This is a genomic window from Lentzea flava (genome assembly GCF_014648475.1).
Taxonomy (GTDB): domain Bacteria; phylum Actinomycetota; class Actinomycetes; order Mycobacteriales; family Pseudonocardiaceae; genus Lentzea; species Lentzea flava.
In genome coordinates, this window is the sequence record NZ_BMRE01000021.1 from 59,395 (window position 1) to 79,569 (window position 20,175).

A 20,175-nucleotide genomic window follows, 5' to 3' on the forward strand; every position below is an offset into this window, starting at 1 on the left:
GGTTGAACTGGGTTGACCTGCTCGTGCTGGGCCTTGCCGCGATCGCCGCGGTCTCCGGGGCCAGGCAGGGCATGGTCGTCGCGCTGCCCGCGTTCGTCGGTGTGCTCGTCGGCCTGATCCTCGGCACGCAGATCGCACCGCTGCTCGTCTCCCAGTTCGAGAACGTCGTCACGAAGGTCGTGTTCGCCGTCGGCATCGTCGTGCTGCTCGTCGCGCTCGGCGAGACGATCGGCGTCTACATCGGCCGGACGATCAAGGCGCGGGTCAACGCGTCGCCGTTGCGCGGCGCGGACAACGCCCTGGGTGCGATCGTGCAGGGCCTGGTCGTGTTCGTCGTGGCGTGGATGATCGCGCTCCCGCTGACCTCGGTCGTGGGCCTGCCCGACCTGACGTCCTCGCTCAAGCAGTCGGTGATCCTCGGCAAGGTCGACAAGGCCATGCCGCAGGCCGCCCGCGTGCTGTCCGGCGACCTGCAGAAGCTCTTCGACGTCTCGGGCTTCCCGCAGGCGATGGACCCGTTCAACCGCACGCCGCTCAAGGACGTCGAGCCGCCGGACGGCCAGCTCGCGAGCTCCCCGGTGGCGAACAAGCTGAAGTCGTCCGTGCTGAAGGTCCGCGGCCGCGCGCCGTCGTGCTCGCGTGCCCTGGAGGGCACCGGGTTCGTGATCGCGCCGGAACGCGTCATGACCAACGCGCACGTCGTCGCCGGCACGAACGAGGTGACGGTCGAGGTCGGCCGCGGCCAGTTCGACGCGACGGTCGTGCTCTACGACCCGAAGACCGACATCGCCGTGCTCGCGGTGCCGGACCTCGAGGCGACGCCGCTGCAGTTCCGCTCCGACGAGGTGCAGCCCGGCGAGGACGGCATCGTGCTCGGCTATCCGCTGGACGGCCCGTACAAGCCCTCTCCCGCCCGTGTGCGGGAGCGGATCCCGCTGCTGCGCGGCCCGGACATCTACGACGCCCAGACGGTGACCCGCGACGTCTACACGGTTCGCGCCGAGGTCCGCTCCGGCAACTCGGGCGGTCCGCTGGTCGACACGAACGGCCGCGTGATGGGCGTGGTGTTCGGCGCCGCCGTCGACGACCCGGAGACCGGTTTCGTGCTGACGGCCCAGCAGGTGCAGTCGATGGTGCAGAAGGCGCCGTCGCTCACCCGCCGCGCTTCGACCCAGGGCTGTGCCTCGTAGCGATGCCTTCGAGCACGTAGTCGAGGCCGCGGTCGAACACCTGCGCGGGGTCGGGGTGACTGCCGTCGTAGATGAACCTGGCCAGCGTCGGATACCGGCCCGTGGCGAGCATCCGCTCGATGTACGGGCCGGACGCGCGCTGCCACTGTTCCTCGGTCAGACCGGTCGACCGTTCCGCGCGGATCTCGGTGATTTCGTTGCGGACGGCGCCGTAGACGTACGCCATCACCGCGCCGACCGCGCTCATCACCTCGTCGATGCTCTCGAACCCGACCGTGGCGAGCGTGCTCTCCATGAACGCGAGTGAGTTCGGGCCCCGGTTCGGCCTGCCGCCGATCAGGTCGATCAACCACTCGTGCCGCTTCGTCGCGTTCCGGATCTCGTGGGCGATGTGCCGCAACCCGGTCCGCCAGTCCGCGGCCGGATCCGGTGGCGTGATCTCGCCGTAGACCTCGTCGACCATCAGGTCGAGCAGCTCGTCCTTGGTCTCGATGTAGCCGTAGAGGCGCATCGGGCCCGCGTTCAGCGCGGCCGCGACCTTGCGCAACGACACCTCGTCGAGGCCGCCCGCGTCGGCGAGCTCGATCGCGGTGCGCACGATCAAAGCCCTGCTCAACGGGGTCGGCGACGGCCTGCTCGGCGGCTCCGGGCGGTCCCACACCAGTTCGTTCGTCATCGCGCTGGACAATACAGCGTCTGGTGGCGATACAGTGTATTGAGCGATACGCCGTATCGAGAGGGGATGTCGTGAAGACTTCGGTGTTGGTCGTTGGCGGGGGGCTGGCGGGGACGTCGGCCGCGTTGTTCCTGGCGTGGCGCGGGGTGCCCGTGACGTTGGTGGAAAAGCATCCGGGCAGCTCACCGCATCCACGGGCGGTCGGCTTCACGGCCAGGACGGGCGAGTTGCTGCGGGCGGTGGGGCTGGAGGACGGGCTGCCGCCGAGCAGGGTGGCGAAGGGCTTCGGCGTCCGGCGGGTGCGGGTCGAGAGCCTGGTCGGGAAGCGGTTCGAGGAGACGTTCTGGACGCCGCCGGAGGAGATCTCGGAGATCGAGTACTCGCCCAGCAAGGGTGTGGCACTGGCCCAGGACAGGATGGAGCCCGTGCTGCGGGACAAGGCCCGCGAGCTCGGCGCGGACATCCGGATGAGCACCCGGATGCTGGAGTTCACCCAGGACGACGACGGCGTCACGGCGATCGTCCAAGGCGACGGCGAGCCGTACGAGATCCGGGCGGACTACTTGATCGCGGCGGACGGCCACCGCAGCCCGATCCGGGAGGCGCTCGGCATCACCCGTACCGGGCGCGGCCACATGCACACCTCGCGCAGCGTGCTGTTCCGCGCGCCGCTGGAGGAGTACCTGAAGGACGGGATCGGTCAGTTCGTCGTCGACGGCGTCGGGTTCCTGACCACGTACGGCGACGGCCGCTGGGTGCTGATGCTCGAAGACCGCGAGTACACCGAGGCCGAGCTGCGGCAGCTGATCTTCCGGGCGATCGGCCGTGACGACCTCGACGTCGAGATCATCACGACGGGCCGCTGGACGATCACGGCCGGCGTCGCCGACCAGTTCTCGAAGGGCCGGATCTTCCTGGCGGGCGACGCCGCGCACACGTTGCCGCCGAGCCGCGGCGGGTTCGGGGCGAACGTCGGCATCGAGGACGCGCACAACCTCGCGTGGAAGCTCGCGGCAGTGCTGAACGGCGAGTCCCGACCGTCCTTGTTGGACACCTACGACGCGGAACGCCGCCCCGTCGCGTCGCTGTGCCACCAGCAGATCTTCGCGCGCAACGACGGCCACAACCGCGATCGCGAGCCCGAGGACGCGACGCTGTACGACAACAACGCGATGCACTACGGCGTCCTCTACCGCTCCGGCGCGGTGCTCGGCGCAGGCCCTGAGCTGCCTCCTGCCCAGCGCCCCGAGCAGTGGAACGGCCAGCCCGGCACGCGAGCACCGCACGTGTGGATCGAGCCGGGAAAGTCCACATTGGATCTGTTCCAACGCGGCTGGGTGCTCGTCGCGGACCACCCGCAGTGGGAGGAGGCAGCACACCGAGCGGGTGTCCGGTACGAGCGGATCGACCAGCTGGACGCGTTCGGACTGTCCGAAAAGGGCGCTTCGCTGGTGCGGCCGGACGGCTACATCGCCTGGCGCTCGGTCGATCTGCCGGACGACCCGGCCACGGCCCTGGAGGCCGCGTTCAGGACAGCTTCCGCAGGAACTCGGTGATCAACCTGCTGGTGGTGTGGGGCGCTTCCTGGTTCGGGAAGTGCCCTGCCTCCGGCAGGCAGCGGAACTCCGACCCCGCGCCGAGCCACCGCCGCGACTCGCGGGCGGAGGACTCCAGCGTGATCGGGTCCAGCGCGCCGTGGATCTGCAGCACCGGCACCCGCATCGGCTTGTCGACGGCCTCGGCGAACCGGCGGCCGTCGCTGCGCAGCTGCGAGCGCACCGCCCAGCGGTAGTACTCCATCGCGCTGTGGGCCACGCCCGGCACCATCATCGCCTGCCGGCAGCGGCGGATGACCTCGTCGAACTCCGGTGCCGACCGCCACTTCGGGCCCGACCAGGCCGACAGCAGCTTGGCCACCTGCAGCGCGTTCTCGCCGGTCAGCCAGCGTTCGGGGTAGATCGGCAGCTGGAAGCGCAGCACGTGGGAGTTCACGCGGGGATGCCTGCGGAACGCCCTGCGCAGCGCCAGCGGATGCGGTGCGGCGAGCACCGAGATCGACGACACCAGGCGAGGGTGGATGGCGCCGACCGTCCACGCCGTCGCGCCGCCCCACGCGTGACCCACCAGGTGTGCGCGCTGGGCGCCGAGCGCCTTGATCAGGCCCGCGATGTCACCCGCGAGCGTGAAGCCGTCGTAGCCGCGGGGTGGTTTGTCCGAGTCGCCGTAGCCGCGCAGGTCGACGGCCACCGCGCGGTACCCGGCCTCGGCGAGCGCGGTCAGCTGGTGCCGCCACGACCACCAGAACTCGGGGAACCCGTGCAGGAGCAGCACGAGAGGGCCCTCGCCGAGTTCGGCGACGTGCAGGCGGATGCCGTTGGCCGAGACGTCGCGGTGCGTCCACGGACCCGCGACCCGCACCACCGACGGGTCGGGTTTGCGGCTCAGTTGTCGTCGCCCCTGCGCGTGAGGGCCGCGACCGTGTCCTTCGCGGCCGCGATCGACTTCTGCGGCGCCCGGATCTTCCTCACCTTGCGGACGCCGAGAACGGCGAAGAGCGCGGCGGTCAGGAACATGACCCCGAAGTCCAGGAGGAAACCACCCCAGGTGGGCCAGCCGAACCATTCGGAGAACCCGTAGCCGAGGAACATGAAGAAGAAGAACAGGCTGAAGCAGAGCACCGTCAGCGCGACGATGAAGTAGACGCCGCTCTTGAGGCCCTTCTTGACCTCAGCGGTGACCTCGCCCTTCGCGAGCTCGAACTCTGCTCTGACCAGAGTCGACATGTGCGTGGTCGCGTCACGGACGAGACCGCCGATCGAGGCCTCGGCCGTCGGGTCGTCTGCGGTCAGCGGAATCGACGCGATGTGCTCCCTGGTGGTCACCCGGACATGGTGCCATGCGCCCGGCTGCGGCGAATGAGCAACACCGCGGCGAGCAGTGAGGAGATCATCGAGGCGAGCAGCACAGCCGCCTTGGCGGTCTCGGCGTGATCGAGTGCGAGCTCCGCGATCAGCAGGCTGACCGTGAACCCGACCCCGCCCAGCACCGCCACCGCGATGATGTCCCTCGGCCCCGCGCCGGACGGCCACACCGCCGCCTTGAACCACACCGCGAGTGCCGAGGCGCCGACGATCCCGATCACCTTGCCGACCACGAGCCCGACGATCACGCCGATGGCGATCTTGTCGGCGAAGAGCTTCCCGAACGCCTCCGCGCCCACCGGCACACCCGCCGCGAACAGCGCGAACACCGGCACGGCCACACCGGCCGACCACGGCTGCAGCAGGTGTTCGAGCCGGACCGCCGGCGCCTCCTGCTCGTACGGGTCGCGCTTCACCCGCGTGAGCAACGCCAGCGCGACACCCGCGATCGTGGCGTGGATGCCCGACTCGTGCATGAACCACCACACGGCCAACGCGATCGGCACGTAGAGCAACGGCGAGGTGATCCTCTTGTGCTGCAGGAACCAGTACAGCGCCAGCAGCAGCACGACCGCGCCCGCCGCGAGCAGGTTGAACTTCGTCGTGAACAGGACCGCGATCACGACGATCGCGCCCAGGTCGTCCACCACGGCCAGCGAGAGCAGGAAGACCCGCAGGCTCGACGGCAGCCCGGACGCCGTCAGGGCCAGCACGCCCAGCGCGAACGCGATGTCCGTCGCCACCGGAATCGCCCAGGCCTTCTCGATGCCCGGCTGTCCCCAGCCGACCGTCAGCGCGATCAACGCGGGCGCGATCATCCCGCCGATCGCCGCGACCACCGGCAGGATCGCCGCCTTGAACTCCGACAGCTCACCGACGACGAGCTCGCGCTTGAGCTCGAGCCCGGCTACGAAGAAGAAGAGGGCGAGCAGTCCGTCCGTGGCCCACTCACCCACGGACAACGGTCCGGCGTGGAGATCCCGCAGGCCGAAGTAGGAAGGGGACAACGGCGAGTTGGCCCAGATGAGCGCTATGGCCGTCGCCCCGAGCAGCACGGTGCCACCCACGGTTTCCGTGCGCAGGTAGCGGGCGAACTCGGCGACAACTGCCTTCTTGCGCGACACAGGGCTCCCAGGGCGGTCAGCGGGTACACGAATCCTCGCGCCGACCAGACTTCCCGGCTCACCCTGATGCGATCTTAACGCGAACGGGCGCCCTCCACGGAGGACGCCCGTCACGTTTGCGCTGATCAGTCCTCGGACTTGCCCGACTGCAGACCGGCGGAGATCAGGTCCATCACCGACGAGTCGGCCAGCGTCGTCACGTCGCCGACCGCGCGGTTCTCCGCGACGTCGCGCAGCAGGCGGCGCATGATCTTGCCCGAGCGCGTCTTCGGCAGCTCTGGCACGACCATGATCTGCCGCGGCTTCGCGATCGGGCCGATCTCCTTGGCCACGTGGTCGCGCAGCGCCTTGATCGCCTCGGCGCCGCCGGCCTCGTCGCCCGCGCCACCGCGCAGGATCACGAACGCCACGATGCCCTGGCCCGTGGTCGCGTCGGACGCACCGACGACAGCCGCCTCCGCCACGGTCGGGTGCGAGACCAGCGCGGACTCGACCTCGGTCGTGGAGATGCGGTGGCCGGACACGTTCATCACGTCGTCGACGCGGCCGAGCAGCCAGATGTCGCCGTCGTCGTCGTACTTCGCGCCGTCACCGGCGAAGTAGAAGCCCTGCTCGGCGAACCGCGACCAGTACGTCTCCTTGTAGCGCTCCTCGTCGCCCCAGATGCCGCGCAGCATCGACGGCCACGGCTCGTCGAGCACCAGGTAGCCACCGCCACCGTGCGGAACCTCGACGCCCTCGTCGTTGACGACCTTCGCGCCGATGCCGGGCAGCGGGCGCTGCGCGGAGCCGGGCTTGGTCGACACGACACCGGGCAGCGGCGAGATCATGATCGCGCCGGTCTCGGTCTGCCACCACGTGTCGACGATCGGGGCCTTGCCACCGCCGACGTTCTCGCGGTACCAGATCCACGCCTCGGGGTTGATCGGCTCGCCGACCGAGCCCAGCACGCGCAGCGAGGACAGGTCGTACTTCGCCGGGATGTCCGCGCCCCACTTCATGAACGTGCGGATCAGCGTCGGCGCCGTGTAGTAGATCGAGACGCCGTACTTCTGCACGATCTCCCAGTGGCGGCCCTCGTGCGGGGTGTTCGGCGTGCCTTCGTAGACGACCTGCGTCACGCGGTTCGACAGCGGGCCGTAGACGATGTAGCTGTGGCCGGTGACCCAGCCGATGTCCGCGGTGCACCAGTAGACGTCGGTGTCCGGCTTGAGGTCGAACACGTTGTAGTGCGTGTACGACGCCTGCGTGAGGTAGCCGCCGGACGTGTGCAGGATGCCCTTCGGCTTACCCGTGGTGCCCGAGGTGTAGAGGATGAAGAGCGGGTGCTCCGAGTCGAACGCCTCCGGCGTGTGCTGGTCGGACTGCGAGTCGACCAGCTCGTGCCACCACACCTCCTTGTCGGTCCACGCGACCTCGGTGTTCGTGCGCTTGACGACGAGCACCTTCTCCACGGACGGCGCGCCGGCGACGGCCTCGTCCACGGCGGGCTTGAGCGGGGCCGGGTTGCCGCGGCGGTACTGGCCGTCGGTCGTGATGACGAGCTTGCACTCGGAGTCCTCGATGCGGGTGCGCAGCGCCTCCGCGGAGAAGCCGCCGAACACGACGCTGTGCATCGCGCCGAGACGGGCGCACGCGAGCATGGCGAAGATCGCCTCGGGGATCATCGGCATGTAGATCGCGACGCGGTCCTCGGCGCCGATTCCCAGCGACGCCAACGCGTTCGCGGCCTTGGAGACCTCGCGCTGCAGCTCGGCGTAGGTGATGGCGCGGGAGTCGCCGGGCTCGCCCTCCCAGTGGATCGCGACCTGCTCACCGTGGCCGGACTCGACGTGCCGGTCGACGCAGTTGTAGGCGACGTTGAGCTTGCCGCCCACGAACCACTTGGCGAACGGCGCGTCCGACCAGTCCAGCACCTGCGTCCACTTGGTGTCCCAGTGCAGCCGCTCCGCCTGCTTCGCCCAGAACGCCTCGCGGTCGGCCTTCGCCTCCTCGTACAGCTCGGGCTTCGCGTTCGCCTGTGCCGCGAACTCGTCGGAGGGCGGGAACGTCCTGCTCTCCGTCAGCAGGTTGTCCAGGGCTTGGCCCTGGCCTGGCGACTGCGTCATGGTGCGAGACCTCCTGGAAAATCCAGACCCGTTGGGGATGCGGGTACTGACCGTAGTGCGAGCCAGTTCACTTCCAACAGGCTCCTCCCTCAAAAGGTTCAGACCAATCTTGGGAGGTTGGTTACACGGCTGTCACTGTGTAACCCGTTTTGTCTGGTTGAAGCACGTGCGGCGCGTTGAACGGGCGAAGTTGCGCGCTCAACGGTCTGGGCAGTGAGCTGGATCACGCGTTTCACCTGGTCAGGTACTCTGCGCGACCGTGACCGATCCGCTTGCTCCGCTGCTTTCGTTGCCCGGTGTGGCCGACGCCGCCAACGCGGCCAAGGACGCCGTCTTCCAGGTGCACCGCCATCGGGTGAACTTGCGCGGCTGGGCCACGACCGCGGCCGAGGCGTCCGTGCGCGCCGCCCGTGCGTCGGCGGCTCTGGAGGGCGGACCGACCGAGATCCCGACGTCCGGTGAGGTCTCCGATCCGGTGCTGGCCGGGTCGTTGCGGGTCGCCGAGGCGCTGGGCGGTCTCGTCGGCACGTGGCAGCGCGCGCCGTTGCAGGCCCTCGCCCGCCTGCACGTCCTGGCCGCCGCCGACCTGGCGTCCGACGTCGGCCGGCCGCGGGTGTCCGAGGACGTGTCGCAGCGGCTCGACCTGCTCGCGTCGCTCGTCACCGGTGGTACGTCCGTGCCCGCGCCGGTGCTCGTCGCGGTCGTGCACGGCGAACTGCTCGGCCTGGCACCGTTCGAGGTCGCCAACGGTGTGGTGGCGCGGGCGGCCGCCCGGCTGACGTCGATCTCCACCGGCCTCGACCCCAAGGGCCTCGGCGTGCCGGAGGTGGCGTGCCTGCGCCGGTCGGCTGAGTACGAGGCCGCGTCCGTGGCGTTCGCCTCTGGGACGCTGGAGGGCCTCGCTCAGTGGATCCTGTTCGTGTGCTCTGCCTTGGAGGCGGGCGCTCGCGAGGCTCGCAGCATCGCGGACGCCGCACTCACCGGGTGATCTCTGCCAGGACCTCGGCGGCGGTGATCGCGTCCTCGTCGGTCACGTAGAGCGGCGCGAACCCGAACCTGAGGATGTCCGGCGGCCGGTGGTCGCCGATGACCCCGCGGGCGATCAGTTCGTCCATCACGGCCTTGGCGTCCGGGCAGCGCACCGAGATCTGGTTGCCGCGAGCCTCGGGGGTGATGATCTCCAACGAGGTCAGTTTCCGGACGTGCTCGCGGAACAACGCGGTCAGCGCGAGACCGCGCTGCCGCAGCTCGGCGAGGTCCACGTCGTCCCACACGTCCAGCGCGGCGTCGAGCGCCAGCATCGACAGGATGTCCGGTGTGCCGACCCGCGCCCGGACGATGCCGGGGTCCGGTTCGTAACTCGGCTGCATGGCGAACGGCTCGCGGTGGCCGTTCCAGCCGGAGAGCGGGTTGTCGAAACCCGCCTGCTTCTCGTGCGGCACGTAGATGTACGCGGGCGAGCCGGGGCCGCCGTTGAGGAACTTGTAGGTGCACCCGATCGCGAAGTCGACGTTCAGCGCGTCCAGCTCGATCGGCAGCACGCCCGCGCTGTGGCAGAGGTCCCAGACCACCTGCGCGCCGATCTCGTGTGCCTGCTCGGTGAGCGCCCTCATGTCGTTGAGCGCGCCGGTCCGGTAGTCGACGTGGTTGAGCAGCACCACGGCCGTTTCGTCGGTGAGGTCCAAAGAGGACGGATGCGCCGCCCGGATCTTCAGCCCCGCCAACGAGGCCGCGGACTGCGCGATGTAGCCGTCGGTCGGGAACGTCGACTCGTCGCACACGATCTCGGTGCGGTCGGTGCCCTTCACCGCTCCCATCAACGCCTTGAAGACGTTGACCGACGTCGAGTCGCCGACGACGACCTGTCCGGGTGCGGCTCCGATCAGCCTGCCGATCCGGTCGCCGATCCGTTGCGGCGCCTCCCACCAGCCCTCGGACCACGAGCGGATCAGCCGCGTGCCCCACTGGTGCTTGACGACCTCCTGCATCCGCTCGGCGACGTGCTTCGGCGGTGCGCCGAGCGAGTTGCCGTCGAGGTAGATGACGCCTTCGGGGATGTCGAACAGCTCACGCTTCACACGTAGCTCCTGGCGGTCCACAGCTCGGGGAACACCGACCGTTGGGTGCGCTTCTCCAGCCAGGCAACACCAGCCGACCCACCGGTGCCAACCTTCGCGCCCATCGACCGCCGGGTCGCGAGCAGGTGGTCGTAGCGCCAGCGCGCGAACTCCTCCGCGATGTCGGTCAGCGCCTCGCCCAGCTCCAGCAGGTCGCGGTCGTCGCCGCGGTAGATCTGCGCCCACACCTGCTCGACCTCGGGCGACGGCTCATAGGCCTTCGTCAGGTCGCGGTCGAGGACGCTCTGCGGAATGTCGAAACCGCGGCGCTTCAACGCGGCCAGCACGTCGTCGTAGAGCGACGGCTCGCTCAGCGACTTCTCCAGCTGCGCGTGCATCGCCGGCACCGCCCGGTGCGGCACGAGCATCGACGCGGACTTCTCGCCGAGCAGGAACTCCATCTCGCGGTACATGCCCGACTGGAAGCCGGAGCCCTCGCCGAGCGCGTCGCGGAACGAGTTGAACTCGGTCGGCGTCATGCGCGCGATCGGCCGCCACGCCGCGGAGAGCGCCTGCAGGTGCAGATCGGACCTGCGCAGCGTGCGGACGGCCGCGCGGAGGTCGTCGGCGCGGAGTTCGGTCTGGGCCTGCCGCCACTCGAAGCAGAGCAGGCCGAAGTACAGCTCCATCACCTGCGTGATGACCAGGAACGACATCTCACGCGGATCTTTGGACCACTGCTGTTGAAGGGTGTGCAGCACCGACGCGTGCACGTAGTCCTCGTACGGCGTGGTGCCGCCGAAATCCAGCTTGGGGGACACGGGGCAGCTCATGCCTCCAATCCTCGCCGGAACGGCCGCTCACCTGAATGGATGACGAAAGGCGTTCGGCCCGAACTTCTTTCAAACGCAAAACGGAACGCGGGGTAGCTTTGCGTTCATGTTGGACGAGGTGGACAAGGCCCTGTTGGAGGCCCTCCAAGAGGACGCGCGCCTGTCGTACAACGAGCTCGCACGCCGCGTGCACGTCTCACCGCCGACGGTCGCCCAACGGGTCCGCCGCCTGGAGAACATGGGCGCGATCACCGGCTACCGCGCCGTGGTCGACCCCACCGTCGTCGGCCGCCCGGTCGTCGCGTTGGTGCGCATGAAGTGCTACGGCCCGAGGTGCATCACCGTGCATCCCGAACTGCTCGACGACGTGCCGGAGGTCGTCGAGGTCGTGCGGCTGACGGGGGAGATCTGCTCGGTGGTGAAGGTCGTCACCACGTCCATCCAGGAGCTGGAACGCCTCCTGGTCCGTCTGGCGAGCCACGGCGAGACGTCCAGCGCGATGGTGCTGTCGACGCCCATCCCGTGGCGTCCCGTCCTACCCGGCTAGCCGGTCCAGCGCGTTGCGGACGTGCCCCTTCGTGTCCGCCAGTGCGGCGGCCGCGCGTTCGGTCGGCACGCCCGACAGCAGATGCACCAGCGCCACCTTGAGATCGCCGGACGCGTCCGCCAGCGCCTGTTCGCAGTCGCCCGCGGGCAGGCCGGTGGCTTCTTGCAGGATCTGGATCGTCCGGCCGCGCAGCTTGGCGTTGGTCGCCCGCATGCTGACCATCAGGTTCGAGTAGGTGCGGCCGAGTTTGATCATCACCGCGGTCGAGAACGACGTCAGCACCAGCTTCTGCGCCGAGCCCGCCTTCATCCTGGTCGAGCCGGCGATGGCTTCCGGGCCCGTGTTCAGCGCGACCAGGACGTCCGGTGTGAACGGCACCGACGCGTTGTTCGACACCAGCACCGTCTGGGCGCCAAGCGCTTGCGCCTCTTCCAGCGCGCCGATCACGAACGGCGTGCGCCCTGACGCCGTGATGCCGACGACCACGTCTTTCGCGGTGGCCGAGCGGCGGATCTGCGCGGCGCCGGAGTGGTCCTCGACCTCCTCGACCGCGCGGACGAGGGCCTCGGAGCCGCCGGCGTGGTGGGCGACGAACCAGTCGGCGGGGGCGTTGAACGTCGGGACGAGCTCGGCGGCGTCCAGCGTCGCCAGACGTCCCGAAGTGCCCGCGCCGACGTAGTGGACGCGGCCGCCCGACATGATCGCGGTGACGCCGAGGTCGACCGCGCGGGCCAGCTCCGGCAGTGCCTCGGCGACGGCGGACGGGACCGTGCGGTCCTCGTCGTTGATCATCCGCAGCACGTCGATCGTGGGGACCCGGTCGATGTCCGTCGTGCGAGGGTTCCGCTGCTCGGTCGGAGATTCCACGCGCACCACCACACCGTTCCGGGGGGAGATCATTTAGTCGTCTCCCGAGGCCGCCGGCGGCCGTCTGGTCTCGCACCGAGCCGGTGGCCGGACACCGCTTCGTAGGTCGCCTCCAGCGCCGTCTTCGCCGTGTCCACGTGGTGCTGGGCGACGCCGATGAACAGACAGTCGATCACGGTGAGCTGGGCGATGCGGCTCGCCATGGCGCCGGAGCGGAACGTGGTCTCGCGCGCGGCCGTGGTCAGCACCAGGTCGGCGACCTCGGTGATCGGAGAGCGCGGGAAGTTCGTCAGCGCGACGGTCGTGGCGCCCGCCTCCTTGGCCACGCGCAGGGCTTCGACGGTCTCCACCGTCGAGCCGGTGTGCGAGATGCCGACGGCGACGTCCTCGCCGGTCAGCACGGCGGCGGAGGTCAGCGCGATGTGCGTGTCGTTCCACGCGAAGCAGGTGCGGCCGATGCGGTGCAGCTTCTGCTGCAGGTCGAACGCGACGAACGCGGAGGCGCCGAAGCCGTAGACGTCGACGCGGCGGGCGCCCGCCACGGCCTGAACCACACGATCGAGTGACTCGATGTCGAGCTGCTCGGCGGTCTCCTCGACGGCGCGGGCGTCGGCGAACGCGACCTTGCCGACGACCTGGCGCAGGTCGTCGCCCGGCCCGATGTCGCCGCCCATGTCCGGGTTGGCACGGGCGGCGGTGCGGGCGGTGTCGGCGGCGAGCGCGATGCGCAGCTCCGGGTACCCGCCGACGCCGATGGCCTTGCAGAACCGCGTCACCGTCGTCTCACTCGTGCCCGCCTGCTCGGCGACCTCGGTGATGCTGCGGTGCGCGACCGACGCCGGGTTCTCCAGCACCACCTTCGCGACGCGCTGCTCGGCGCGCGCGAGACCCGGCAGCAACGACCGGATCTTCACCAGCGGACTGGACTCGGCACTGCTCTCAGTGGACACGTGGGAAACTTACTAACCGCCACTGCGAGGGTCAACGGAGTGTACGGTCAACTCACCCCAAGTGTGTCCGAAAGTCACCCGATGAGGGCGAATCCGGCGTGGCATGTCACCGAACGTCGGGCGCCTTTCGCGTGGACACGGCGATCCGGTTCCACGAGTTGATGGTGAAGATCAGCGAGATGAGCTGGGCCAGCTCCTCGGAGTCGAAGTGCTTCGCGGCCCGCTCGTAGACCTCGTCGCTGACGTACTCGTGGCTGCTCAGAACCGTGATGGCCTCGGTCAGCAGCAGTGCGGCCTGCTCCTTCTCGGTGTACAGGTCGCCCGCCTCCTGCCACGCGTTGAGCAGGTAGATGCGCGCCTCGGTCTCGCCACCCTTTCGTGCGTCGACCGTGTGCATGTTGAGGCAGTAGGCGCAGTGGTTCAGCTGGGAGGCGCGGATCTTGACCAGCTCGGCCAGCTGCGGGTCGATGCCCTCGCTGGCGGCGGCGTCGAGGGCGATCATGGCGCGGTAGACCTTCGGGGCCTTCTTGGCGAGGTCGATGCGGTTCGTCATGGCAACAAACCTATGGCGCTGATTGGCCCTGGACGTGGTGCAATTCGATCGTGGAATCGTGGGCCAATCTTGACTTCCACCTCGACCTGTCCGGTCCGGGTGGGCTGCGGCACCGGTTGACGGCGTCGCTGCGGGAAGCGGTCCGTTCGGCGCGTCTGCCTCCCGGTACCCGGTTGCCAGCCTCGCGGTCGTTGGCCGCCGATCTCGGGATCGCGCGGAACACCGTCGCCGAGGCGTACGCGGAACTGGTCGCCGAGGGCTGGCTGACCGCGCGACAGGGCTCTGGAACCGTTGTCGCGCAACGGGTGGCGCCTCCGCCGCCGGTGAAGCGCCAGCTGCCCGGCTCGGACGTGCGATTCGACCTCACGGTGTCGACGCCGGACATCACCGAGTTCCCGCGGACGGAGTGGGTCCGCTCGACGCGACGGGCGTTGATGGCGGCGCCGTCGGAGGCGTTCGGACCGGGCGATCCGCAGGGACGGATCGAGCTGCGGACGGCGCTGGCCGAGTACCTGGCGCGGGCGCGTGGCGTGCGGGCCGATCCCGAGCGGATCGTGGTGTGTTCCGGCTTCGCGGACGCCATCCGGATGTTCAACCGGCTCCTGAAGCCGCCGATCGTCGTCGAGGAGTACGGGCTGGGCTTCCACCGGTCGTTGTGGAAGTCCACCGTGCCGTTGCCCGTGGACGACCACGGCGCGAACACCGAACAGTTGCCCGATGACCGACGTGCCTGCGTGCTGACACCGGCGCACCAGTTCCCGTTGGGCGGTCCTCTGCACCCACGGCGGCGCGCGTCGGCGGTGGAGTGGGCACGGCGCGTGGGCGGCCTTGTGCTGGAAGACGACTACGACGGTGAGTTCCGCTACGACCGGCAGCCCGTCGGAGCGGTGCAGGGCCTGGACCCGGAGCACGTGGCGTATCTGGGCACGTCGAGCAAGGCGTTGTCCCCGGCGTTGCGGATCGCGTGGATGGTGCTGCCGGACCGGTTCGTCGACCCGATCCTCGCGTTGAAGACCGATCGCGAGCAGTACATCAGCATGCTCGACCAGCTGACGTTGGCGGACTTCCTCGCGTGCGGTGCGTATGACAGCCACGTGCGGCGGATGCGGTTGAAGTACCAACGACGGCGCGACCGGCTCGTGGAAGCTGTCTCGCCGTACGCGGAGATCTCCGGCATCGCGGCAGGAATGCACGCCGTGCTCGACACCCCACACGAAACCGCCATCGTGCGGGCGGCGCGCGAACGTGGGATCGAGATCAGCCCGCTCTCGGCGTTCCGGCACGAACTCAGCGACGACGACCGCACGGGGATCGTGGTGAGCTTCGGGGCGCCCGCGTTTCCACGAGCGCTCCCCGCGTTCACCGAGGTGCTAGCGGCGTGCCGGTGACCAGCCCTCGGCCGTGACGTCGCCGCGTGCGTGCACGTAGACGCCACGGCCGTTGTACTGACCTGCCTTGGTGTAGATGAACCGGGACTTCTTCGGTTCGGTGGCGACCCATCGGCGTTCAGTGGTGGTGATCGTGCGGACGTCCTGCCACTGCGTGCCGTCCCAGTGCTGGATGGTCAGCTTGTCGCCCTTGTCGACGTCGACGAAGACCTCGACCGGGCGTTCGGCGGTGAGAGTGCCGCCGGAGGTCGTTGCGCGCCACTGCTTTCCGTGCGACTTGACCGCGAGCGCGTTGGCCAGACCGTCGGCGACGACCCGGCGGGCGGGGTTCACGCTGCCCCAGTCGCGGGACGGGTGCACGCGGTTGGACAGCAGGATCGCGATCGACCGCGAGGCCCTGTCGATGACGAACGACGTGCCGGTGTAGCCGGTGTGACCCGCGGTGCCCTTGCTGCTCAACGCGCCCATGTACCAGCGCTGGTCCAGCTCGAAGCCGAGCCCGTGGGCGTTGTCAGGGAACTGCTGGTTGAAGTTCGTGAGCATCAGCTCGACGGAGCGCTCGGAGAGGATCCGGCGGCCCTGGTAGGTGCCGCCGTTGAGGATCGTCTGGCCGAGGACGGCGAGGTCCCTGGCCGTGCCGAACACGCCCGCGTGGCCGGCGACTCCTCCGAGGGACCACGCGTTCTCGTCGTGCACCTCGCCGCGGACCATGCCGCGTGGTGGTGCGGACTGGAACTCCGTTGCCGCGGTGCGGCTCTTGGCCTTCGGGTTGTAGCCGGTGTCCTTCATGCCGAGCGGCTTGGTGATGCCGTCGCGCACGGCCTCGTCGAGGCGCTTCCCGCTCACCCTGTGGACGAGCTCGCCGAGCGTGATCAGGTTGAGGTCGGAGTACACGTAGGTGGTGCCGGGCGTCGACTTCGGCTTCACGTCCATCACGGCTTTGATGCGCGACGGGACGTCCGGGTACAGCTTCCACAACGGGATGAACGGTTCGAGGCCGCTCGTGTGGGTGAGGAGCTGCTTGACGGTGATGTTCTCCTTGCCGTTCACGCCGAACTCGGGCAGGTAGCTGGCGACCTTCTCGTCGATGTCGATCTTGTTGTTCTCTACCTGCTGGATCACGGCGATCGACGTGAAGAGCTTGGAGATCGAGGCGAAGTCGAAGATCGTGTCCTTCTGCATCGGGACGCGTTCTTCTTCCGGCAGCTGGGTTTGCTGGTCGGAGTAGAGGACGGCGTATCCGAGGCGGTCGTGCGTGACGATCTTGCCGTCGTGCACGTACATGGTGACGGCACCGGCGAAGAGCGGTTTGCCGTTGGCCTGGGGCTTGGTGAAGTCGCGGAGCTGGCGCAGGGCCGCGTTGATCGGCTCCGGGTCGAGGTTCGCCCAGTACGGGTTGGACTCGCGCAGGGTCGTCCAGGGGTGCGCGAAACCGTCCTGGGGCTGGTCGAAGTGGCCGGGGACCGCGGCCGTCACGACGGCGACGGCCAGTGCGGGGATGAGCATGGCGTCCTCACCGGTAGCGCAGGTAGGGCAGGCGGGTGCGGCGGAACTGCTGCAGCTCCTGCTGCCACGCGCCGACGACCTCGTCCAGGGGTGCCTGGGCGTCGATCATCCTGCGCAGCCGGTCGGAGCCGCTGAGCTTGTCGATCCAGTTGTCGGGACGCCACGCGAACACGGTGGGGTACAACGACTTCGCGGTGATCAGCATGGCGACGGCCGTCTTGATCGCGTCGAACTCGCGCGGATCGGTGACGTGCAGGGTGACACCGCCGCAGGCCTTGCCCTGGAACTTGTTGAACGTCGGCGCGAAGTACGTCTCGCGGAACCGGACTCCCCTGAGGTTCGCCGCGTTCAGCGTTTCGGCCCAGCGCCAGTCGATGCCGGGAGCGCCGACGGTTTCGAACGGGCGGGTGGTGCCGCGGCCCTCCGACAGCACGGTGCCCTCGAACAGGCACGTGCCGGGGTAGACCAGCGCGGTGTCCTGCGTCGGCATGTTCGGGCTCGGTGGCACCCACGGCAGGCCGGTGTCGAGCTGGTCTCTGCGCCAGCCCTTCACGTTGGCCACTTCGAGGTTGGTTTTGACGTCGAACTCGCCCTGGAAGAAGCGGGCCAGTTCGCCGACGGTCATGCCGTGCTGCTGGACGATCGGCTTGAGACCCACGCCGGTGGCGTAGGCGGGGTCGAGTTGCGGACCGTTCGCCTTGCCGCCGACGGGGTTCGGGCGGTCGAGGACGAGGAAGTCCAGGTTCGCGGCGGCCTGCATCGCCGTGTACATCGACCAGATGTAGGTGTAGAACCGCGCGCCCACGTCGGCGATGTCGAAGACGACGGTGTCGATGCCCGCCTTGGTGAACATCGCCTGGAGCTTGGTGGCGTTGGCGCCGTACGCGTCGTACACCGGGATGCCGGTGCGTGGGTCCTGATAGTCGCCCTCGGAGCCACCGGCCTGTGCCGTGCCGCGGAAACCGTGTTCCGGGCCGAACACCGCTGCCGGTGTGGCGCCGTGGGCGACCATCGAGTCGACGATGTGGGTCTGGTCGGTGAGGACGCCGGTCGGGTTCGTGAGCACGCCGACCTTGCGGCCCTTGAGCCTGCGCCAGCCGTCCTGGGCGAGCTGTTGTGCTCCGGTGGCGAGCCTCGGGGCCGCGGTGGCGGTTCCTGCGGTGGCGAGCGGGACGGACAGTGCGCTTGCTGCGAGGAACTGCCGCCTTCTCACCAGGTCACTCCGTGTCCGAACGGGTAGGGCGTCGGGCCTGGCACGCCGACCGGGAGCTTGCCCTGCGGCTTGGTCTCGCCGAGCAGCACCTTGGCCAGTGCCTCCATGGAGACGGTCGTCGTCGAGTAGGTGGCGAGCCACGTCTTGGCGTTGCTGTACGCGACGTCGTAGGGCACGCCCGTGGCGACCGCGATGACCGGCTTGCCCGTGGCGATCAGCTGGTTGAGCAGGTCGAGCTGCGCCGGCCTGGTGCTCAGGCCGTTGGTCAGCACGACGATCTTGTCTGCGTTCGCCGCCGCTGCCAGCGCCTGCTGGACCTGCGCGGGGGTGGGGCTGGTCGCGGTGACGACCTTCGTCGCCTTGAGCCTGGTCGCGAGGGCAGTGGCCGGGGCGTCGCCGGTGCCGACGACGAGAGGAGCCTGGGCGTTGAGCGGGATCGCCTGGCCGTCGTTGCGGACGGCGGTGATGGTGCGGTCGGCGATGCGCTGGGCGGCCTGGGTGTTGGAACCGACGATCTGGTCGACCTTGTTGACGTCGACCTCGGCGTTGAGCATGACCCCGCGCAGGAGCTTCATCTTGAGGATGCGCAGGACGCTCTGGTCGATGCGCTGCTCGGAGATCTCGCCGCTGCGGACGGCCTTGACGACGCTGTCGATCGCGAGGCCGAGGTTCGGCGGCATGAGCAGCTGGTCGACGCCTGCTTTGAGGGCGAGGACCGGGATCTCCGCGTCGTTCGGGTGCAGTTTGCGGACGCCGGCCATCTCCAGCGAGTCGGTCACGACGACGCCGTCGTAGCCGAGCTCCTCCCTCAGCAGGCCGGTGATGACCTTGTGGGAGAGCGTGGCCGGCTCGCCGGACGGGTCGATCTGCGGGACCTGGATGTGCGCGGTCATGATCGAGTCGATCTTCGCGGCGATGGCGGCCTTGAACGGCGGCGCGTCTATCTGGCGCCACTGGTCGAGGCTGCGGTTCGAGACCGGCAGGCTGGTGTGGCTGTCCTCGGACGTGTCGCCGTGGCCGGGGAAGTGCTTGGCGGTCGAGGTGACCGAGTCGTTGTCGAACCAGCGGCGCCCCTCGTAGCCGGTGACCTGGGCCTTCGTCATGTCGGCCGCGAGCTTCGGGTCGCTGGAGAAGCTGCGCACGCCGATGATCGGGTTCGCCGGGTTGGAGTTGACGTCCGCGTCCGGCGCGAAGTTCTGGTTGATGCCCATCGCGCGGAGTTCCTGCGCGGTGATGCGGGCGGCCTGTTCCGCGTCCTGCGTGCTGCGGCCGGCGCCGAGGGCCATGTTGCCCGGCAGCTGCGTGGCTGGCGGGCCGATGCGCGTGACCTGGCCCATCTCCTGGTCGATCGAGATGAGCAACGGGATCTTGCTGGCCTTCTGCAGGCCGTTGGAGAGCTGCGCGATCTGCTTCGGGGTGTCGATGTTGTCGCGCGTCGAGTTGTTGAAGTAGATGACCCCGCCTGGGCGGTACTTGCGCACCATCTCCGCGGCGGTGGCCACTCCGAAGTCGGTCTGGTTCTTGGGGTGCGGGACGTCGGCGGCCTGGCCGTTGACGTACGTGACGAAGAGCTGGCCCACCTTCTCTTCCAGCGACATCCCGCGCAGCGTCGTCACAGAGGCGTCCGCTCTCGCCACCGGCGTGAGGGCGACCATGGCTGTGACCAGCGTCAACGCGGTAATCTTCCGCACTTGTCCGTGCCTCCCGGTGATGTTCCCACAGGTAACTGGCGTATTTCGCAAGTTACTCACGGCTGCGAGGTGGGTCAACGGGCGCACATTCTGCCGTTCGGCGGCATTTTCTTCAGCGCACAAGCAGACGGGGCACCCTCGAAAGGGTGCCCCGTCGACAGCGCGGGCTTGCGAGTTACCAAGCGTGCAACTCGTGTCGTACAACCCTGGCCTCGGCGTCCGGCGTCCCGGTACGCAGGCCCTAGACGACAAGCCTCCCGCGGCGTGCTGCGCGTGGGTACTCGAAGTCCGCGCACGGAGCCCTGTCGGGGTGGAGTCTGGCTTCTCTTCGCCAGGTCCCTGGCCGACCCGAGGTCCGCACCACCATTTAAGTGCGTGTGGCCGGTCACAGCAAGGGCTCGGAAGGGTGCACCGTTCAAGCCACGTTCAGTAGTGAAAGTACTGCGGTTTCAGCGTTTGTGAGGTTTTGTACATGTTCCGGTACCGCTGACAGGGCGGTGGCGTGCACTCACGCGGGCACCACGTGTGCGCGGTGTCGCCGCTACTCGCCG

At 69.0% G+C, this 20,175-nt stretch carries 18 protein-coding genes; 5 read left to right on the top strand and 13 right to left on the bottom strand.

From position 1 onward, the window contains the following. Nucleotides 1-2: 2 nt before the first annotated feature. Complete coding sequence (locus tag IEZ09_RS23635) at nt 3-1,190, top strand: MarP family serine protease (RefSeq protein WP_189255924.1); 1,188 nt, start codon at nt 3-5, stop codon at nt 1,188-1,190. On the opposite strand, the gene IEZ09_RS23640 is transcribed toward IEZ09_RS23635, so the two are convergent. After that, nucleotides 1,153-1,866, bottom strand: coding sequence for a TetR/AcrR family transcriptional regulator (locus IEZ09_RS23640; protein ID WP_189255925.1), 714 nt, complete (start codon nt 1,864-1,866; stop codon nt 1,153-1,155). The two genes, IEZ09_RS23635 and IEZ09_RS23640, sit on opposite strands and share 38 nt — an antisense overlap. Nucleotides 1,867-1,937: 71 nt before the next feature. Between IEZ09_RS23640 and IEZ09_RS23645 the strand changes: the two genes are divergently transcribed. After that, nucleotides 1,938-3,422 carry an FAD-dependent oxidoreductase gene (locus IEZ09_RS23645; RefSeq protein WP_189255926.1) on the top strand — a complete coding sequence of 495 codons (1,485 nt, stop codon included), beginning with the start codon at nt 1,938-1,940 and terminating at the stop codon, nt 3,420-3,422. Here IEZ09_RS23645 and IEZ09_RS23650 read toward each other — a convergent pair. The 4 genes from IEZ09_RS23650 to acs form a co-directional block, all read right to left on the bottom strand. Then, nucleotides 3,394-4,311 carry an alpha/beta fold hydrolase gene (locus IEZ09_RS23650; protein ID WP_189255994.1) on the bottom strand — a complete coding sequence of 306 codons (918 nt, stop codon included), beginning with the start codon at nt 4,309-4,311 and terminating at the stop codon, nt 3,394-3,396. The two genes, IEZ09_RS23645 and IEZ09_RS23650, sit on opposite strands and share 29 nt — an antisense overlap. Further along, complete coding sequence (locus tag IEZ09_RS23655; RefSeq protein WP_229812874.1) at nt 4,308-4,748, bottom strand: phage holin family protein; 441 nt, start codon at nt 4,746-4,748, stop codon at nt 4,308-4,310. Before IEZ09_RS23655 ends, IEZ09_RS23650 begins: the two co-directional genes overlap by 4 nt. Further along, nucleotides 4,745-5,911: a Na+/H+ antiporter NhaA gene (gene nhaA, locus IEZ09_RS23660; protein WP_189255927.1), complete on the bottom strand. Its 1,167-nt coding sequence runs from the start codon at nt 5,909-5,911 to the stop codon at nt 4,745-4,747. The genes IEZ09_RS23655 and nhaA overlap by 4 nt, the downstream gene beginning before the upstream one ends. Nucleotides 5,912-6,036: 125 nt before the next feature. Beyond that, a complete protein-coding gene (acs, locus tag IEZ09_RS23665) occupies nt 6,037-8,019 on the bottom strand; it encodes an acetate--CoA ligase (RefSeq protein WP_189255928.1) in 1,983 nt (660 codons plus the stop codon). A 259-nt stretch (nt 8,020-8,278) separates the two neighbouring features. On the opposite strand from acs, the gene IEZ09_RS23670 reads away from it, so the two are divergent. After that, nucleotides 8,279-9,007: an oxidoreductase gene (locus IEZ09_RS23670; RefSeq protein ID WP_189255929.1), complete on the top strand. Its 729-nt coding sequence runs from the start codon at nt 8,279-8,281 to the stop codon at nt 9,005-9,007. Here IEZ09_RS23670 and kynU read toward each other — a convergent pair. Beyond that, a complete protein-coding gene (gene kynU, locus IEZ09_RS23675) occupies nt 8,997-10,097 on the bottom strand; it encodes a kynureninase (protein WP_229812875.1) in 1,101 nt (366 codons plus the stop codon). The genes IEZ09_RS23670 and kynU overlap by 11 nt on opposite strands. Further along, nucleotides 10,094-10,909 carry a tryptophan 2,3-dioxygenase gene (locus tag IEZ09_RS23680; protein ID WP_189255931.1) on the bottom strand — a complete coding sequence of 272 codons (816 nt, stop codon included), beginning with the start codon at nt 10,907-10,909 and terminating at the stop codon, nt 10,094-10,096. Before IEZ09_RS23680 ends, kynU begins: the two co-directional genes overlap by 4 nt. Before the next feature lie 106 nt (nt 10,910-11,015). On the opposite strand from IEZ09_RS23680, the gene IEZ09_RS23685 reads away from it, so the two are divergent. Continuing rightward, nucleotides 11,016-11,456 (top strand): Lrp/AsnC family transcriptional regulator, encoded by a 441-nt coding sequence (locus IEZ09_RS23685; RefSeq protein WP_229812876.1) that lies wholly within the window; start codon nt 11,016-11,018, stop codon nt 11,454-11,456. On the opposite strand, the gene IEZ09_RS23690 is transcribed toward IEZ09_RS23685, so the two are convergent. The 3 genes from IEZ09_RS23690 to IEZ09_RS23700 all read right to left on the bottom strand — a co-directional run bounded on the left by IEZ09_RS23690 (nt 11,445) and on the right by IEZ09_RS23700 (nt 13,826). Then, nucleotides 11,445-12,356, bottom strand: coding sequence for an N-acetylmuramic acid 6-phosphate etherase (locus tag IEZ09_RS23690; RefSeq protein ID WP_189255932.1), 912 nt, complete (start codon nt 12,354-12,356; stop codon nt 11,445-11,447). The genes IEZ09_RS23685 and IEZ09_RS23690 overlap by 12 nt on opposite strands. Further along, on the bottom strand, nt 12,353-13,273 hold the full coding sequence (locus tag IEZ09_RS23695) for a MurR/RpiR family transcriptional regulator (RefSeq protein ID WP_189255933.1): 921 nt from the start codon (nt 13,271-13,273) through the stop codon (nt 12,353-12,355). Before IEZ09_RS23695 ends, IEZ09_RS23690 begins: the two co-directional genes overlap by 4 nt. 106 nt (nt 13,274-13,379) lie before the next feature. Next, nucleotides 13,380-13,826 carry a carboxymuconolactone decarboxylase family protein gene (locus IEZ09_RS23700; RefSeq protein ID WP_189255934.1) on the bottom strand — a complete coding sequence of 149 codons (447 nt, stop codon included), beginning with the start codon at nt 13,824-13,826 and terminating at the stop codon, nt 13,380-13,382. A gap of 50 nt (nt 13,827-13,876) precedes the next feature. On the opposite strand from IEZ09_RS23700, the gene pdxR reads away from it, so the two are divergent. Further along, the gene (pdxR, locus tag IEZ09_RS23705) at nt 13,877-15,214 is read left to right on the top strand and encodes a MocR-like pyridoxine biosynthesis transcription factor PdxR (RefSeq protein ID WP_229812877.1); all 1,338 of its coding nucleotides are present in this window, start codon (nt 13,877-13,879) and stop codon (nt 15,212-15,214) included. Here the strand turns inward: pdxR and IEZ09_RS23710 are convergent. The 3 genes from IEZ09_RS23710 to IEZ09_RS23720 are packed head-to-tail and all read right to left on the bottom strand — an operon-like array spanning nt 15,197 to nt 19,588. Next, nucleotides 15,197-16,720 (bottom strand): serine hydrolase domain-containing protein, encoded by a 1,524-nt coding sequence (locus IEZ09_RS23710; RefSeq protein WP_189255935.1) that lies wholly within the window; start codon nt 16,718-16,720, stop codon nt 15,197-15,199. The two genes, pdxR and IEZ09_RS23710, sit on opposite strands and share 18 nt — an antisense overlap. A 7-nt stretch (nt 16,721-16,727) precedes the next feature. Further along, entirely contained in the window at nt 16,728-17,933 is a 1,206-nt protein-coding gene (locus IEZ09_RS23715; protein WP_189255936.1) for an exo-beta-N-acetylmuramidase NamZ family protein, read from the bottom strand. Further along, a complete protein-coding gene (locus IEZ09_RS23720) occupies nt 17,930-19,588 on the bottom strand; it encodes a glycoside hydrolase family 3 protein (RefSeq protein WP_189255998.1) in 1,659 nt (552 codons plus the stop codon). The genes IEZ09_RS23715 and IEZ09_RS23720 overlap by 4 nt, the downstream gene beginning before the upstream one ends. Nucleotides 19,589-20,175: the final 587 nt, after the last annotated feature.

What these genes read in the sequence shown, in the direction of transcription:
- IEZ09_RS23640 (WP_189255925.1), bottom strand. Translation starts at nt 1,866, where the DNA reads ATGACGAACGAACTGGTGTGGGACCGCCCGGAGCCGCCGAGCAGGCCG.
- IEZ09_RS23690 (WP_189255932.1), bottom strand. Translation starts at nt 12,356, where the DNA reads ATGATCTCCCCCCGGAACGGTGTGGTGGTGCGCGTGGAATCTCCGACC.
- IEZ09_RS23700 (WP_189255934.1), bottom strand. Translation starts at nt 13,826, where the DNA reads ATGACGAACCGCATCGACCTCGCCAAGAAGGCCCCGAAGGTCTACCGC.
- IEZ09_RS23720 (WP_189255998.1), bottom strand. Translation starts at nt 19,588, where the DNA reads ATGGTCGCCCTCACGCCGGTGGCGAGAGCGGACGCCTCTGTGACGACG.
- IEZ09_RS23710 (WP_189255935.1), bottom strand. Translation starts at nt 16,720, where the DNA reads ATGCTCATCCCCGCACTGGCCGTCGCCGTCGTGACGGCCGCGGTCCCC.
- IEZ09_RS23685 (WP_229812876.1), top strand. Translation starts at nt 11,016, where the DNA reads ATGTTGGACGAGGTGGACAAGGCCCTGTTGGAGGCCCTCCAAGAGGAC.
- acs (WP_189255928.1), bottom strand. Translation starts at nt 8,019, where the DNA reads ATGACGCAGTCGCCAGGCCAGGGCCAAGCCCTGGACAACCTGCTGACG.
- IEZ09_RS23680 (WP_189255931.1), bottom strand. Translation starts at nt 10,909, where the DNA reads ATGAGCTGCCCCGTGTCCCCCAAGCTGGATTTCGGCGGCACCACGCCG.